Source organism: Kluyvera sp. (assembly GCF_965301105.1).
Window position 1 is genome coordinate 1 of the sequence record NZ_CBDKZX010000085.1, and the last position, 15,422, is coordinate 15,422.

Below are 15,422 nucleotides of genomic sequence, written 5' to 3' on the forward strand. Positions count from 1 at the left end.
TAATTCAAAATAGAGTACGCCGGTCAATTGTCTTGATTCGCCGTCGTCGAGATCGAAAATTATCGTCTTTTATTTTGTTTATGTTTGATCCACACCTGAGATCAACACACCATATTTAAGATTTTTAAAAATAGTACTATCAAGTTTTACCCCATCACTCCCCAGCCACATGGTATCTATCCATCCTTTCTGTCCTGCCGTATTTGTACAGGTAATTTGTGGGGCGAGATCGATAATTCTGTTTTTCCCGGTGCTGACATCTGAACTGATGTTAACATGGATATCAGCGTCACCACCGTGCCAACCTATCGAAGCACACTCGTAGGCCGATGCAGCCGCACTTTGAAGCAGCAAAAATGCCAGCAAAGGCAATGTTGTTTTCATTTGATCTTTCCTAGGGATAATTAAGCTCAAAAGTCGCCAACGCGCTGAATACGCCACGACGCAAAGTGCGATTTGCCAACGCACCAGGTTCACCCATCACGTAGCCATTAAGCTCCAGCTCACTATTACCGCTATGAAGAGAAAACGCAGGTATCGTTTTATTAAAAGGCAATGGCGTACCGTCAGGCAGCGACATTCCGATGGCCAACCCGCTATCGGTAGGCGAAGCTACGGCTAACAGACCTGGAAGCTCCGTGCTCTCGGTGCCCTTAAACGTCACTTCAACCTGGTTGCCCAGCGTGAGATCACACTCTTTAAGTTTGATGACAAACGGCTGCGCATGTGTGCGGGTGTGCAAATAAAGGTAGGTATCTATCACCGTGCCGAAATCAAGGGTAATTGCAGTAGAGGTTGGGTCAAGTTCGCAAGGATCGGCAACCAATTGGCCATCAAAGTGCAGATTATTACTGACCTCTTTTACTCCACCTCCGGCAGCCACAACTCCCTGCGCCGCGCTCAGGAGTAATATGCCGAGCACGATGCGCCGCTTGCTGATGTTATTCATGCCACTCTCCTTATAGATATTCCGCCAGCAGGGTTGCGGTTGCGCTGAACGCGCCTTCAGTCAGCTCGCTAACGTTGGGATCTTTTACCGGCACGGCTTCGAGCGTAGGCGGGTTCTGATAGGTGATATCCAACGCTTTGTTGAGCTCAAATGGTTGGCCGTTCTGACGAATTTGGATTCCCAGCCCTGTGGCATTGGTGCTCAGCGCGCTGGCGTCAAACGACGTGGCGTTGCCTTTCACTATCATGGTCAAACGCCACATCGGGTCGACATCATCGCAGACCAGTTGGTAACCAATAGTCTGTTTGTAACGCTGCCCGTCCACCTTATGAATACCCACATTGTCAAAATGAATACTCAGGTCACGATCGTTGTTGATATGACAGGGGTGGATTCTCAAGGTGCCATGAAATGCGATATCACGGCTGTCTCCGGTCGCCACGGCGAGAACCGGCCCGGTGCCGCAAAGGGCAACTAAAAAAAGTGCAGCGCACAGAGATTGTCGGCTGATAATGGAATAGTTCATCCTGTTCGCCTTAGTTATAAGCCACCTTCAGGGTTGCCGTAGCGTTAAACGCTTGACCATCCTGAAACCGGGCGCCGTTTTGTTTTTCCAGCACCGCATACAACGTAGGTGGGCTGGCATTATTAAAGTCAAACCATTGGTTAAGCGGTAAAGTCACACTGCCATTTTGCAATTTTATCGTCAGGCCGTTGGCATCCGTTTTAAGCTTGCTGTTATCACCGTCCGCCGAGGTACCAGCAACCTGCATCTGCAGGGTTTTACCATCCGGATCACCTTTACAGTTCACCTGATAGGGGATCATCTGGCGATAGGTCGTTCCAACGATCTCATTGATATAAACATCGCCGAATTCGACTTTAATGGGGTCGCCATTAGAAAAACTGCAGGACGCGGTCGCGATGACCTCGCCGGTCAGACTGATATTTACATTGCTGGAGCCCGGCCCGGCAGCCGAGTTAGCGGCCACGAGCAGCGTCATCGCGGCCACGCTGTGAGTCAGAGACTTCATAAAGCGTTCCTCAGTCATAATTCAGCTCGAACCCCACCGTTGCGCGCCATTCGCCCGACATTAGCGCCTGCGCCGTCCTTTCCGCCTGAACGCGGTAAATCAACGCATCGTTCCCCGGGGTGACGAATTGTGGCGCGCCGCGTTGCCCAAGACGCACATTGCGACCCGCGCTATCAGTCATACGTAGCCCCATTCCGGTGATGCCCTCGACTTTAATAAGCTCAGGCGTATCGGCATCCGCAGGGGCGACAAACGTCACGCTGACCATAGGCTGATAACGATCCCAAAGGTGATTGCCCGTACGTTGGTCGAGCATATTGCCGCCAACATGAACGCAGTCGCGCAGGCGCAAAACGAAAGCTATCGCCTCACTGCGGGACCCGACCTTGCTCAGAACCTGCGCCGGGATCCGCCCCAACGTGACCTCCTGATTTTGCGAGGCCATATCGAGACGGCAGGCGCCCTCGACAAACTCGCCGTAAACGTGCAACTCGCCGTGTTCCCCTTCCACCTTCCAGTTGTCCGGATCGGCGCAAGCCACAGATGGCAGACCGACGGTGCCGGCAACAAGCAACATCGCGAAAACTTTTCTCGCCTGCACCATCCGCCATCCTGCGCCATTCATCGTTTCAATCATCGTCATGGCACTTATCCGGCCTTACTGTCCACAACCCGACAAATATCGTGCTGACAGCTAAATATCAGCTTTGGCCGACCGCCATAATCGTTAATCCAGGTCAAGACCGGTTTATCACCTAACGCACCTGCCTTCACGGTGAGCGGTGATTCGCTGAAAGGCGCAATCATTACCGGGTCGAATCCCGAAACAGGTTTACCGTCAGGCTGTTTGAAAGCGGCGGCCAGCGTCACATAGTAAGGACTGGGATTACTGACGCGATAGCCCTCACCCTGGCGGGTTAACACCAGTTTTTTCTGCCAAAGATCCTGGGCGTTGCCACGGTTGAGCTGTAGCGCAGCAGGGCGATAAAACAGTTTAATTCGCGTTTGCAACGCAATCTGAAGGGTATTTGCTTTGCTGCTCTTAGGCGGGATTTCCCTTAGATTAAAATAAAAAATTGACTCTCTATCCTGCGGTAGCGATTGTGCATCATCAGTCAGCTGCAGCTTCACCTGCCCTTTAGCCATTGATTCTACCCGCTGCAATGGCGGTAACGCCGCAATCGGGCCGCTGATTTTATTTCCCGATTCATCCTCAATCCACGCCTGTGCCAGATATGGCAATGCCTTGTTTTGATTGGTGATGTTCAAACTCATTGACTTGTTTGCACCGTTAAACACCGCTCGTGTGCGATCGAGCGTGACGGCAGCCTGAGAACCGTGGCTTATCAGTGCGCAAGTCAGAGCCGCGCCAGCCATCGTGGGTAATAAATGATATTTCATACAGAGATACTCGCTGTTATTGGCCCGCCATAAATACGCCGGGCCGCATGTTGTCTCCACGGCTGCGGAGAGTTGAGGTGTTAAATTTGCGGTGAGCAAGTTAACGGGAGAATACGGGTAGTTGTCGGTAAGGGTTTTGGCAGCATGATTGCGCACTGCGTTTGCCCATCCCACATCACCCGCATGGTCTCTCCTGCCACCATCCCCGTTAGCCACACCATTCCATCATCGTCAACGATCCCTGCCTGGCTTTCGTGATGGCTGACCACCACCGCGCCAAATGGCACCGCACTGCCGTCCGTAAGACGCAATCGCACCATGGATTTGTGTCCGGCGATCATGCCAAAACGGCGATAGCCGATAGCCCCTTCCGTTAGCGTTCCCTGCACGACCGATCGCGTGGCTTCCACGTTATCGGCAAGATCGTTAACATCCACGCTGACGCTGCTGCGGTAGCCTTTGTTGATATCCGCGACCACTGCCTTGCCAAAACGGTTCGTCTGCGTTCCCGCACCGTAGCCGCGAATGGGTACCCCGGCTATGCCAGCGGTATCCACCATCATGCGCGTCCCGCCCATACTGCTTACCCGGTGCATCGCCATCCCTTGCGCCGTGGCCGTAAGCCCCCCCTGGATGGCGCCGCCCCATGAACGATAGTGTCCCTGTTCGTAGCTTGTATTAACCGAGAGTTCCGCGACATCACCTTTATGGGTAAAATACGCGCTACTGGTTCCCCGTCCCTGCTGAGCAACACCGGCTTTAAGTCGATAGCTGTTGTTCAGATCAATGCTGTTGAAATAACCCACCGTTGCGCCATTGCCAGAACTTCCCGCCTGACTATCGACGTTAAAGGTTCCGCCATTTCCCCATGGCACCGAGAGACTAAGGTAAGCGCCATCGTCACGGGTATGGTTAAAGAAGGTGCGGTAGGCGGAGAAATTCAGACCCAGGTTTTTCAATTGCCCGACATCAAAAAAGCGTGATACCGAGAAATTGTAGGTTTCGTTATCTGGTCGGTCCCAGTAGGTCTGGTGGCTATAGTTCATGTAGGCACTTAGCCCGATCTGCCGAAACTGTTTATTGAAGGCAATGGTGTAAAGCTCCTTGTTGTTATTACCCGCAATGCCGTGATAGCGCGCGTTGAGGAACTCAGACATATTCATAAAATTACGCTGCGAAAATCGATAGCCCGCAAAAGTGACCTGGCTGTCATATTCGTCAAAGCGTTTAGAGTAACTAAGACGCCAGGATCCACCCGTTTTACTGCCCGCGTGCGGCAGTACGGCATGAGATTCCGTCAAATCAAATGAGATCGCACCTAAAGCCAGCAGGTCGCGTCCGATCCCCGCTGACAGCGCGTTATATTCGCCCGCCAGCAGGCTACCGCCGTACAGTGACCAACCGTTGTTCACACCCCACGAAAATTCCCCCGTCACAAATCCCGGTCCCAGGCTGTTGTGACGGTAGTCCGACGGTTTACCCATTGCCAGTTTGTAACGCACCATTCCCGGCCGTGTCAGATAGGGAATATTGGCGGTATCCAGCTGGAAACTGCGTACGCTGCCATCCTGTTCCTGGATTGCCACATCCAACGTGCCGGAGACCGCCGTATTCAGATCCTGAATACGAAACGGCCCCGCCGCGACGGTGGTTTCGTGGAGCACGCGCCCCTGCTGGCTGATGGTGACTTTAGCGTTAGTTCTGGCGACACCAACCACCTCCGGCGCATAGCCGCGGAGATTTGGCGGCAGCATGGTGTCATCCGACTCCAGGCTACTTCCCGTATAGCGGAAACTGTCAAACAATCCTGAGTTAAGATAGTTTTCGCCTAACATCAGTTTCGCCTTAAGCGTAGGTAGAGCTCGCCATGCGTAATATCGACTCCACGCCCACTCACGTTGTTCGTCCTTGTTCATTCCATCACTATGGCTATAGCGCCCTTGCCAGTCGGCGCGTACACGCCAGCTGCCGAGGTTAAAACCGGTCGTCCCATTACCGGTCAATGACTTCGTCTCACGACGGTTTCCCACCGCATAGCGAGAGGATTGTCCGTTGAGGTTATAATCGAAAATCGCCCCACCGATTCCTTCATCCCAACTTCCGGGAGGATCCCAGTTCTCAGCGGTATACTCCAGATACGCCTGGGGAATGCTCAGATATAGCGTGTTACTACCAAGATCCGCGCGGACGCTGGCACCAGGCAAACTGACCAACTGTAAGCAGGTATCGTGATGCCACCATGTGAGCGAGTTCTTCACGGAAGATTTAAGATCTAGCTGCGCGACCAGATCCGGGGTCAGGCAAACCTCACTCCCCTTTGGGTCATCATCCGGCGCGAAAAAATTCAGCGGCTGTTCAGGCAACTCGGTCTTATTCAGACGCACGACCATATGGTACTTTCCCGGCATGATAAAACCGGCGCGAGAAAACTGGCTGAGATCTATTTTCGCCCGGTCACCAACATCCAGCACGTCGGTATTGAACTGGATAGCTTCCGCCGCATATACCAGGCTCGGCGCTCCCTGTATAGCCAGCGCAACCAGCAGCGCAATCCCTGAGTAGTTAAAAACTTGCCTCATCAAAAATAATCCAGTTTAAAACGCACCGTCGTCTGATAGGCACCAGCCCGCAATTTTTGATGGTTACCCACCAGACGTAGACTGTAATCAAGACGCATGGCGCCAGGCATTATCTGCCCCTCAGAAGAAGCGATACCCGGTAACATACGGTTTCCCGCCGCATCCATAATTTCGAGACCAATTCCACGGGCCTCACCACCCAGGGCAAACAATGTTCCATCGGTGATAGCGCCATCGAAAGTGACGCTAAAATGTGACCAGTCAGGATGGTTTGGCAACATCGGCTCCAGCGCGCAGTTCTCGAGGTGAATACTGAACGACTTCGACGGTCCAACACCGGTGCTGATAATTTGGTCCAACGGCAAGGTGATAAGGTCGATAACCTGATCCCGGCTATCGACCTTAATCGCACAGGGCGTATCGATGATTGCCCCCTGCATGCTGACCTTTCCATGCCCCTGATCCCCAACGGAGGTCGCCAGTACGCTCGCGGAGAAAAATGGCAGTGTTAACCACAGCAGCCGCAAAGGCGTGACAAATGAAGCACTACATTTCATAGGTACCCCGCATATAAAAACCGTACCGAAAATGCGTAAGGCCAGACTCGGCTTACTGGTAGGCCAGGGTAAAATTAGCAACCGAGGAAAAGTCGCCCGGCACAACGGACGAAGAGGCACCATTGCCCTGCAAATAAGCGGCATAGGTCAGGGTGTTATCCCCTTGCTGAGTTTTCGTTGCCGTGCTGGGTGTTCCGAGTGGAATATTGGTACCTTCATCATTGGTAATGGCGATTGCCGCGCCTTTGGCGGTGCCAACCAGCGCCAGGTAGCCCGGCTGGGCACTGGACTCTGAGCCGGTGAAGGTGATGGTGACCGTTTTATCTGTGAGTCCGGAGAGATCGCAACTTTCCAATTTGATATCAAACGGTCGTGGACGTGATTTTCCCCCATTCATCAGGGCTTTGTTAGAAATTTCGCCAAGATCGACTGTTTGCTCAATGCTATCGGGAGTGATTGAACATGGGGCATCAATAATTGCTCCGGTAAATGTAACCTTACCATGGCCCTGATCTCCCGCCTGCACATAACCGGTGAATACGGTGGTCGTCAAGCCAATAGCCCAAGCCCATTTAATTAATTGCATCTTTGTTCATTCCTGCAAAAGTGAATAGATATCACCAACACTTGCTTTATCCGCATAGTGCTGGTGAACCACATTTTTATGTGGATTAAATCTACTTAATTTATACAATCAGGACTTTCAAAAAACGACACAGTTAATATATGCCATTTGATAAAAGTGTTTTTTGCAAGAATAGTTACGGCTGATTTTTAGCGTTACTCGCGTATGCTGATACCAGCATTGTTCTCCACGCATATAATCAGACAACCTGTCCAGGTTAAGAGTTTTAGGGCGTGGTGAAACACTGCTGTTAGTACGATAGAGCAAGATCTTAACACCCTTCTGGCGATTGTCGCCAGAAGGAGACTCTAGTTTTAAAAACTATATATCTGTGCGCTTTCTGCACTCATCATTATTGAAGTTGTAGGAAGAGTTTATACATTGACAATAAAATCAATCGACGTTCTATTTCCTCTATTTCACAGCGCCAATTAAAAACGCATTAAATATCATTATGAATAACCTCTAACTCAATAAACACACTTTCAATTCGACATACACCATATATCAAATCGAAAAAACGCCTGACACATGCTTATCGCTAATTATACGGAGAGGACATTCATTATCATTCATAATTATAAATGCGCGTTTTAAAATCACATTACAATAGCCTTGTGTAAATAATAATTATCATGAATTACAAGCAATATATTTACTTTCTTGAGCCTTTCTCTCTACTGCATTTGGGACATGGCTTGTGTGATTACCCTTCACTTTGGACTGCACCTCATCATAGCAGTAGGCGATAAAATCACACTCACTCTTTACTTTCTCAAAAGCATGGGTGAAGTGTTGTGCTTTTTTTAGCTCCCCTCCTCTGACATAAATTAAAGCCAGGATGCCTTTCACAATTGATGTAAAGCAGGACCGTGTGAGTAACAACTTGTCACCGATTTCAAAGACGTTAGAATAGTCTCCCATCAGATAATAAATAATCAGTGATAATGTCCTTGCAGAGTATGACGCCTTATTAAGATCAATAGAAATATTATTCATCCGCAGTGCATTATAATAGTCGCCATTGGTGACAAGATAACAAGCGTAGTAGTAATAGACTTCCGCCACACCAGGGTACAACAACAGTGCGAGTTTGAATTTCTCCTCTGCGGTATCCCCTTCATCGAGAACGCCCTGCAACGCTAAAGCGATCGCTTTATTTTGTTCCCTGGCCGCCATCTTCTTAAAGATATGGTTTATCTCATCGCGTAAATACGAATATTTAATGATTCCATGATTAACGATTGAGAAGTAGATAGCCATGGCCTCATGGAATTTATTCACATAGTGTTTTCGCAGTCCCTCCTCTTCACAGATAAGGTCCAGATGTTTTCTCAATGCGCGAGTAGAGTAATGTTGATGCTTTTCTTCCGCGATTATTTCACTACCTATCTCTGTAACGGGAGTAGCGATATTCACATCTCTTATCGTTACACCAATCCCTGAAAGCAGTATGGTGATCATCTTAAAAATAGCGTGAAAATTAAGATGATGATCGCCCGTCAGGGTCACCCCCTCACGACCAAGCACAGAATGGTCGTAAGCTCTGACTAACTCCAGCCTGATAATACAGTTATCGTCAGAATAGACTTCTGCACCAGTGATGTAATAGTCTGCATTTGATTTTTCAATTGCTAATAAAAAATCACTATAGTCCCGATAGGCTCGTGTGACAAATGAAGAAATCACATGCATGGATACTGAACTTTTCATTTTTATGCGTTGTAATCTTTCTACCAGCATATCGTGAAGTGATATAGATAATTTATTATTCTCCATTTCAAACGGAAATAATGCAATGCTGGGGTTGCCCGATGCAGGGGGTTGTAGCACTGGCGTAGGTGTATCATCTAAGGAAACATCGTCATCGGCTATCTGCACATCAAAGACAAAACGATAACCCTTACCATATACTGTCTCAATAAAGCGCTTGCTATGAGAGTGCCCCAAAATTCGTCTCAGAACATAGATGCAGCGTGTCAGTGACTCATCGGAAACAATCCCCCCTTTCCAAACTAGCCGTACGAAATCCTCCTTAGTGACAACCTCATTTGCACGTTCCAGCAATAGTTTCAGCACTGCACTTTCCTTTGGTGCAAGCGTAATCTCATTCATTTCACTGTTGACAAGACGTCCATATCGAAACTTAAATCCTTCAAATTTGTAACATATAGAATCCATAAAAAAATCCTTTTACCGTGAAGATAAAAATCCCAATATAGTCTAAATATTCTATAAACGAGTTGATAAACACAATGATTTTTTACCCAAGCATTTTATTGCAGATAAAAGGATAGCTCAAATCATCATACCTATTGTTTTTTAACACACCCATATAATAAAAGAAAGGAGTTGAAACATCTTAAACGAAAAAACATGCACAATGTCCAGGAATAGCTCGTTTTTTATGAAGAATAGTTATCAAGGTAACTTTCACTATCACAACCAATATATGAATAAACGGCTTTTTTCCAGTTCATCGCTATTGGCTCCCTTCTCTCTACGTTCACAGAAGCAGATAACAGCATATAATCAGGTTGATATGTTGGTGCACCTAAGGCAATGAGATTTTCACATAATGCTGTCTTTTGAGTAAGGTCTGACATAGTAGCTTGAATGTGCAGCCAGAAATTATTTCGCTGGTTATTATCAAGAGCATCAATACTTTCTTTTAGCAACCGAGTGTGCATGGAACGCGCAAATTGCGTATCTACCTGAACCGCGTCATACCATGTTAAACTCCCGGCCAGAGCATACAAATATACCGCATCACTCCATGATTCTCTGACAATGCACGCATTCATATGCTCATACAGTGTCGCCGGCAATACACTATTGATTTTGCCTTCTCCAGGGACGCAACGATATGCCGGGCCAACAACTTCTTGATGATGGCTTGCCATTAGCGTTTTATTCGGCGGGAATGATTGACAGCCGCCAAGCAAAATAACACTGATAGCAATACTGCATTTCATATACAACAATTTACCATTCAGCATTTTCATCCTCATTAATCCCATTGGATAAGAGAATCTTTTGTTTCCATTCTTCATACATCATCAAGAAGCCAAGATTCAGGTCGGTCTTCGACTCACTCATATTTTCATCGAGACTTTTAATTTCCTCGACATGATTTTGCAAGACCACTTCTGAGTTGTAACTACTGATTGTATCAATATTGTTCATCTGTTAACTCCGCAATGCCTTCTTCTTGTAACGGTGGATACAATAAGCTCAACTGTTCATGGAGATATCTGATGGCCTCATTAGATATTTCGCGCTTTCGCTCGGCAAAAGTATATTTTGATGTCAGTGCATCAACGGTAGCGTAGATAAACTCTTCAGGATAAAACTCAGCCAGTCGGTTATTATATTTAAATACGAACCGAGGTTCATCGTGGAACTCAAAAATCACGCCCCCGGAATGGTTCTTTTTGATCGCCTGAGCAAACCTTTCCTTTAGCTTTCGATTGGCATAAGGCATTAGGATATGTAATGGTAAAGATTCATCACTTTTGTCAAGTCCTTCAGCCCAATGCTCAACCACCTTTACATTAAAATCATCTTCGCTGATGATATCAGACAAAGTATTTTTCAGATCATTTCGTATCTTCACCGCCATTTCTTGAGTATGTTTTTCGCTGTTGTCAATGAATTGGCAGACCGAACTGAGAGACATTACCAACCCCTGTTCATAGCCAGCGCTATATGATTCACGGCGGATTTGCTCGCATTCTGCTTCTGCCTCTTTAATTATCCTACTGGCATTTTTTTTGGCCTGCGCAATAATGTCATGCGACCTCTTTATCAGGGATAATTTACTTGCAGGCAATAAAACATCTTCGGCAATATTTCGAAAAATAATATCATGAGGCTCGTTTTGCATGCTGAATAGCCATCCTTAATAGCAGTTCATCATTTTCACTATAAACTGCACTATGTGAAATCGTCGGTGAAGACGAAAAAAGCAATGGGACTCTTTCTCGTATTGATACCGATACTGAACAACTGAATGCCATTGCCTCCTGACAGGCCAACCGTACTAACTCCTGAGCTGTTAATCTCTCATGCCCCTGGCTTTCTGACTCGGTAAGGCAAGACAGCGCAAATTGCTGAGTCACCTTATCCAGTTTTGCAATCAGGCCGCTACGCGCGAGTTTTGCCCGATGGCGATGGCAGGCAGCCATTAATGCCGCACCGGGCAATAGTGCCCAGTGCGAAATTATATAACGCTCACGACTATTATTAAGATCAACGCAATCAGTCGATAACTTAAACCCTTCTAAAAGAATGTCATTCAATACAGATTGACATCTGACTGATGATAAATTCTCTATCGCCGGAAATCGATGTGGATGAATCCAGGATACAGGGTCATAAAGTATCCGCTGTGTTTCAGCGTACATTCTCCCTCCCTTCAGACGGCGAAGATTTTTGATCGGAAACCTCTACGCTGTTCTGAACTTCGGGGTTAATTTCAGCCTGTGCCTCGCCCGTTTGCTGGTGCTGCCCCTTATTCCCATTGAGCATGGAATGCTTACCTAAAGCGGAAGCTAATGTATGCCCTCTCTTTTTGAATATCATCGCAGCGATTAATACAAAACTCACTGCTAACATAGCTACGATAAATAACCAGGTCATCAACGATGGAGAGCGCTCAGGCGCAATAGCTGGCGCTATCCGCTGGACGTTGTCAACTTTGGACAAAATGACCGAAATATTATCGTATTCCACATCCTCGAAACTGTTTTTCAAAAAACGTTTCACATCCCCAACCAAAAGCGAGGTATCAGTGATCTGATTATCGTAATTGAGCAGCGACGATAAATGGATAGGCTTTTTCCTGCTGTTCCCTTCTCCAGCATCAATATCATAGCTAACGTGTACCCGGGCTGAGACGACTCCCCGTATAGCTAACAACGACTGGGCAAGGCGTTGTTCAATACCAGAATAAAGTCGGACCTTTTCCGCTCGCGGAGACGACACAAGAGAATCAGCAGGAAACATCTGTGCAATTTCGATCTCAGGTGGTCTGGGTAGACCATACATAGCCATTAGATCAACGGCAGCGGCAAAATCCCGGGCATTAACAGAAACGGCAAAACCTTCTTTAGCCGTGCTCAGTTTCTCGGCCATGATGTTATTCCGCTGCAACAAAGCAATAACCTCATTAGCTTGATTTTGCTCAAGACCTTTGAGTAATTGCTCTTCCTTACAGCCGGTAAGAAGCAACACTGTTAATGGCAAAAATAAATATGATTTTTTCATTATCAGGAACGTAGTAGAGTTTCAACCGCACTGACGCCTTTGCGAGTTAAGGTGCTGATCATAGAAACTTGCAGGTTATAATCCGACGTGCGCTGCTGTAACTTGAATAACTCTGCAGGGTCCGATGTCACTTTCGATTGTTGTAATCGATTGATCACATCATTTTGTTCAGCTTCAAATGATGTTGAGGTTTTGGCATAGGCCTGAATCATCCGAGCTTCCAACGTGACAGAGGTTGGATCTGCCATTGAGATGTCTTTTGATTGCTCAGCGAATGCCTCTATAGGATTAACAATAAAGCTCATAATATTAATCTCATATTAACGGAAGTTGGTGATAATTGCTGAAGCCACATCCTTATATACTTTAACCACGTTGGACTGTGCATTACGATAAAGTGTATATTCTGATAAGCGTGACTGATATTTAGCCAAAAGCTCAGGGTTTGATGGATCGGCTGTCAACAATTTTAATGCTTCATCCAGTTCAGTGTTCAGATTTGTGACACCAGAATCGAACGATCCAGACATCTCAGATAAAAAACCATCCCAGTTGGCAAATGCTGCATAATTAACATCACTCATTTCATAGTTCCTTTTTTATGTTGCGTGGAAAATACCAATGTCCCGGAGATAACTTGACATATCCGCGATCTCCATATTTGTATGATTTGCCTTTCAGCCAATCATCTTTAAGCTCCATAGCAAATTGCACATACTCTCCTTTCCATATTTGGGAGTAGTGAGTAATAAATGTTTTTAATCTTTCAAGCTCACCATCGTCGAGTGCTCCACGAATAACCAGCGTCACGCTGTTGCTATTTTTTACCTCTGTAAAAGAGAGCGACAATTTTTCGAGGCCATCGATAGCCAGGCGGCGAATGCTTTGGTCAGAAATGCTCTTAACTGAGATATCAGTAGCATAATTAATATTTTTGGCGATCGAATCAGTAAACCTCTTCATTTCCGCTGGAGATAATTTCGTTCGCTCCGCACTAACCTCAATAACAGGATGCTCGGGATAATCAAGTCTGACACGATGAAGCTTGACCTGCGGCCAGTTGCTTTCTATCCATGTGCCGATTCGCTGTGCTTCATTGTCGGTTGTCAAGATCTTAGTGCGGTAAGGCGAAGGCGTTCGAATCATACTCTGAATGGCCCATTGCGCCGCGCTTTCGCTTTCAGAGAGGATGTAGATAATACTGTCCTTACCATAGATGATATGGTAATCGCCTACCTTATTATCCAGAAATTCAGCAACTGAAGTAATTTGACGCTGAGTTTCGTTCAGATAAGAGTATCCGGCAGCGGAGACGCAGCCAATAATGACGAAAGCCGCAGCCAATTTCCACCAAGGGCTTTTACCGGTGGTCGTTCTGACATCATCATTTTGCTCAGCATCATCATGTGACTGTTGATGAACATAATCGGTTAACAAATCGTCGGAAAAGGCATCCTTTTCATCTCTCCAACAGATCTTCTGCTCACCGATAGCAATTAATTTGTTCGCAGAAATTTCTTGTTCAGTCGCACCATCGGCGTCAAATACATGTAAAACAAGAAGCTTATCTTTATCCTCTGGCACAAAGATTTCAAAATTGGGCGATGGTACACTACAGGGGATGTAAATCGTGTTATCGGGGGTGAGGGTTCCCTGGTGTTGCTGCTTAATATCATCTGCATGACAGACGATGAATACGGTTCTCCCGGCCGTAAGCGTGAACTCACACCCGCGTAGCGAACCATTAATCAAACGAATTACAACTTTTCGCGCAGAATTATTGTTTTGTTTTTTTTCCAGCATAATTAGTTTTATGATCCTGTGAGAAATGATAGACATCGAGCCCATCAATCATGACGTAATAGTACTCAGAGATGCGATAAAAATCATGATTCAATTGTGATGAAAATATAATCGAACAACGACAAAAACGATCATTTTTTCATAAAAAAAGCACTATGATAATAAAGTCATAGTGCCCTTTGATTACGCTGATTAATCTAATTGTAAAGTGACACTAGATATTTTTGCACTTTCTGACAGTGTATCCACGATGTCGCACTTTAAAGACCGTTCGCTTTCGATACTGGTAAGGTACATAATAAGCCAGGAGGTGACTTTCGACACCGGAAACCAACCGGATAAATGATATTATGTGCAGTGGCTTGTCTTTGCGTAATGGAGATACCACATACTCATCACTAAGATCATCATCATCTATTTTATAATTCATGAGATTATGATAATCACATACATTTTTCCTGAACATATTCGTTGGGATCCCTCCCCTTACGCCCTCTAATTGCGACAAAAAATGCCGATATGGATACGAGGCCCCTCCCCCTGGAGTGTAGTAGCGATACTCCGCAGAGATAACGGCATTGATATTCATCAAACGTCCCTCTCTAAATGTGAACATTGACAAAATGATATATATCCTCCACGCGTTCTATTTTTGTTATATCTTCTTCTGTATAAGCAATCGAATACGTTTGCTCCAGCGCAACAAAAATATCAATCATTGCTAATGAGTCGGCCAAAAGATCGTAATACATATCTTTATCTTTAGTGACCTGCTCAATATCACAACATAATGCTTGAGCAATAATATTATTCACGGTACCTACAACATTTTGTTCTATTCTTCTCATGGCTTCCTCGTTCAAAATGGCTCGCAGCAAACTACTTTTTCGCTGTGGATTTTGAAACACCGCTGAAATATGGCGTCGCCTGTGATGAACCACGACTCCCTACAAACGATGACGATTTGTATGTCTGACCAGGAGTCACTTTGCTGGCCTGATTGCCATCAAGTCCTTGCCAGTACGAACCCTGACGGTTCAACATGCCGGGTTCCTTCTGATTGGAACGCGGTACTTCAGTCGTGTTCGCGCGGGCGCTTAAGGAACCTGATGTTGCGGAGGCTGGCGACTGAACTGTCACGTCGTGTGCCTTTCCGTCACCGGCACCCTGAGACGCATCCGGCGTGGCTGCTGACGCCGGCTTGCC

At 46.5% G+C, this 15,422-nt stretch carries 19 protein-coding genes; all 19 read right to left on the minus strand.

Features of this window, described 5'->3' with window-relative positions:
* Positions 1-78: 78 nt before the first annotated feature.
* A complete protein-coding gene (locus ACW14G_RS19505; RefSeq protein ID WP_455648732.1) occupies positions 79-384 on the minus strand; it encodes a fimbrial protein in 306 nt (101 codons plus the stop codon).
* A 10-nt stretch (positions 385-394) separates the two neighbouring features.
* Entirely contained in the window at positions 395-949 is a 555-nt protein-coding gene (locus ACW14G_RS19510) for a fimbrial protein (protein ID WP_167575703.1), read from the minus strand.
* Positions 950-959: 10 nt separating this feature from the next.
* Complete coding sequence (locus ACW14G_RS19515; RefSeq protein ID WP_163446177.1) at positions 960-1,475, minus strand: fimbrial protein; 516 nt, start codon at positions 1,473-1,475, stop codon at positions 960-962.
* Positions 1,476-1,485: 10 nt separating this feature from the next.
* Positions 1,486-1,983 (minus strand): fimbrial protein, encoded by a 498-nt coding sequence (locus tag ACW14G_RS19520; protein WP_163446178.1) that lies wholly within the window; start codon positions 1,981-1,983, stop codon positions 1,486-1,488.
* A 10-nt stretch (positions 1,984-1,993) separates the two neighbouring features.
* Positions 1,994-2,626 (minus strand): fimbrial protein, encoded by a 633-nt coding sequence (locus ACW14G_RS19525; protein WP_249023181.1) that lies wholly within the window; start codon positions 2,624-2,626, stop codon positions 1,994-1,996.
* A 5-nt stretch (positions 2,627-2,631) separates the two neighbouring features.
* Complete coding sequence (locus ACW14G_RS19530) at positions 2,632-3,384, minus strand: fimbria/pilus periplasmic chaperone (protein ID WP_249023180.1); 753 nt, start codon at positions 3,382-3,384, stop codon at positions 2,632-2,634.
* 80 nt (positions 3,385-3,464) lie between these two features.
* On the minus strand, positions 3,465-5,963 hold the full coding sequence (locus tag ACW14G_RS19535) for an outer membrane usher protein (protein ID WP_249023179.1): 2,499 nt from the start codon (positions 5,961-5,963) through the stop codon (positions 3,465-3,467).
* Positions 5,963-6,520 carry a fimbrial protein gene (locus tag ACW14G_RS19540; protein WP_167575699.1) on the minus strand — a complete coding sequence of 186 codons (558 nt, stop codon included), beginning with the start codon at positions 6,518-6,520 and terminating at the stop codon, positions 5,963-5,965. Before ACW14G_RS19540 ends, ACW14G_RS19535 begins: the two co-directional genes overlap by 1 nt.
* 52 nt (positions 6,521-6,572) lie before the next feature.
* Positions 6,573-7,106: a fimbrial protein gene (locus tag ACW14G_RS19545; RefSeq protein ID WP_249023178.1), complete on the minus strand. Its 534-nt coding sequence runs from the start codon at positions 7,104-7,106 to the stop codon at positions 6,573-6,575.
* Between the two features lie 672 nt (positions 7,107-7,778).
* Positions 7,779-9,326, minus strand: coding sequence for a winged helix-turn-helix domain-containing protein (locus tag ACW14G_RS19550; RefSeq protein ID WP_249023177.1), 1,548 nt, complete (start codon positions 9,324-9,326; stop codon positions 7,779-7,781).
* 224 nt (positions 9,327-9,550) lie between these two features.
* A complete protein-coding gene (locus ACW14G_RS19555) occupies positions 9,551-10,144 on the minus strand; it encodes a hypothetical protein (protein WP_249023176.1) in 594 nt (197 codons plus the stop codon).
* Positions 10,131-10,331, minus strand: a complete 201-nt coding sequence (locus ACW14G_RS19560; protein ID WP_167575695.1) for a hypothetical protein — start codon at positions 10,329-10,331, stop codon at positions 10,131-10,133. Before ACW14G_RS19560 ends, ACW14G_RS19555 begins: the two co-directional genes overlap by 14 nt.
* The gene (locus tag ACW14G_RS19565) at positions 10,318-11,031 is read right to left on the minus strand and encodes a hypothetical protein (protein WP_223802730.1); all 714 of its coding nucleotides are present in this window, start codon (positions 11,029-11,031) and stop codon (positions 10,318-10,320) included. The genes ACW14G_RS19560 and ACW14G_RS19565 overlap by 14 nt, the downstream gene beginning before the upstream one ends.
* On the minus strand, positions 11,012-11,551 hold the full coding sequence (locus tag ACW14G_RS19570) for a type III secretion apparatus protein OrgA/MxiK (RefSeq protein ID WP_249023175.1): 540 nt from the start codon (positions 11,549-11,551) through the stop codon (positions 11,012-11,014). Before ACW14G_RS19570 ends, ACW14G_RS19565 begins: the two co-directional genes overlap by 20 nt.
* Positions 11,541-12,413 (minus strand): EscJ/YscJ/HrcJ family type III secretion inner membrane ring protein, encoded by an 873-nt coding sequence (locus ACW14G_RS19575; protein WP_249023174.1) that lies wholly within the window; start codon positions 12,411-12,413, stop codon positions 11,541-11,543. The genes ACW14G_RS19570 and ACW14G_RS19575 overlap by 11 nt, the downstream gene beginning before the upstream one ends.
* Before the next feature lie 2 nt (positions 12,414-12,415).
* The gene (gene sctI, locus ACW14G_RS19580) at positions 12,416-12,718 is read right to left on the minus strand and encodes a type III secretion system inner rod subunit SctI (RefSeq protein WP_167575691.1); all 303 of its coding nucleotides are present in this window, start codon (positions 12,716-12,718) and stop codon (positions 12,416-12,418) included.
* Positions 12,719-12,733: 15 nt separating this feature from the next.
* Positions 12,734-12,997 (minus strand): type III secretion system needle complex protein, encoded by a 264-nt coding sequence (locus ACW14G_RS19585; RefSeq protein WP_167575690.1) that lies wholly within the window; start codon positions 12,995-12,997, stop codon positions 12,734-12,736.
* 1 nt (position 12,998) lies between these two features.
* Complete coding sequence (locus tag ACW14G_RS19590; RefSeq protein ID WP_249023173.1) at positions 12,999-14,216, minus strand: PrgH/EprH family type III secretion apparatus protein; 1,218 nt, start codon at positions 14,214-14,216, stop codon at positions 12,999-13,001.
* Positions 14,217-14,818: 602 nt separating this feature from the next.
* Entirely contained in the window at positions 14,819-15,064 is a 246-nt protein-coding gene (locus tag ACW14G_RS19595) for an acyl carrier protein (RefSeq protein WP_223802733.1), read from the minus strand.
* Between the last annotated feature and the right edge of the window lie 358 nt (positions 15,065-15,422).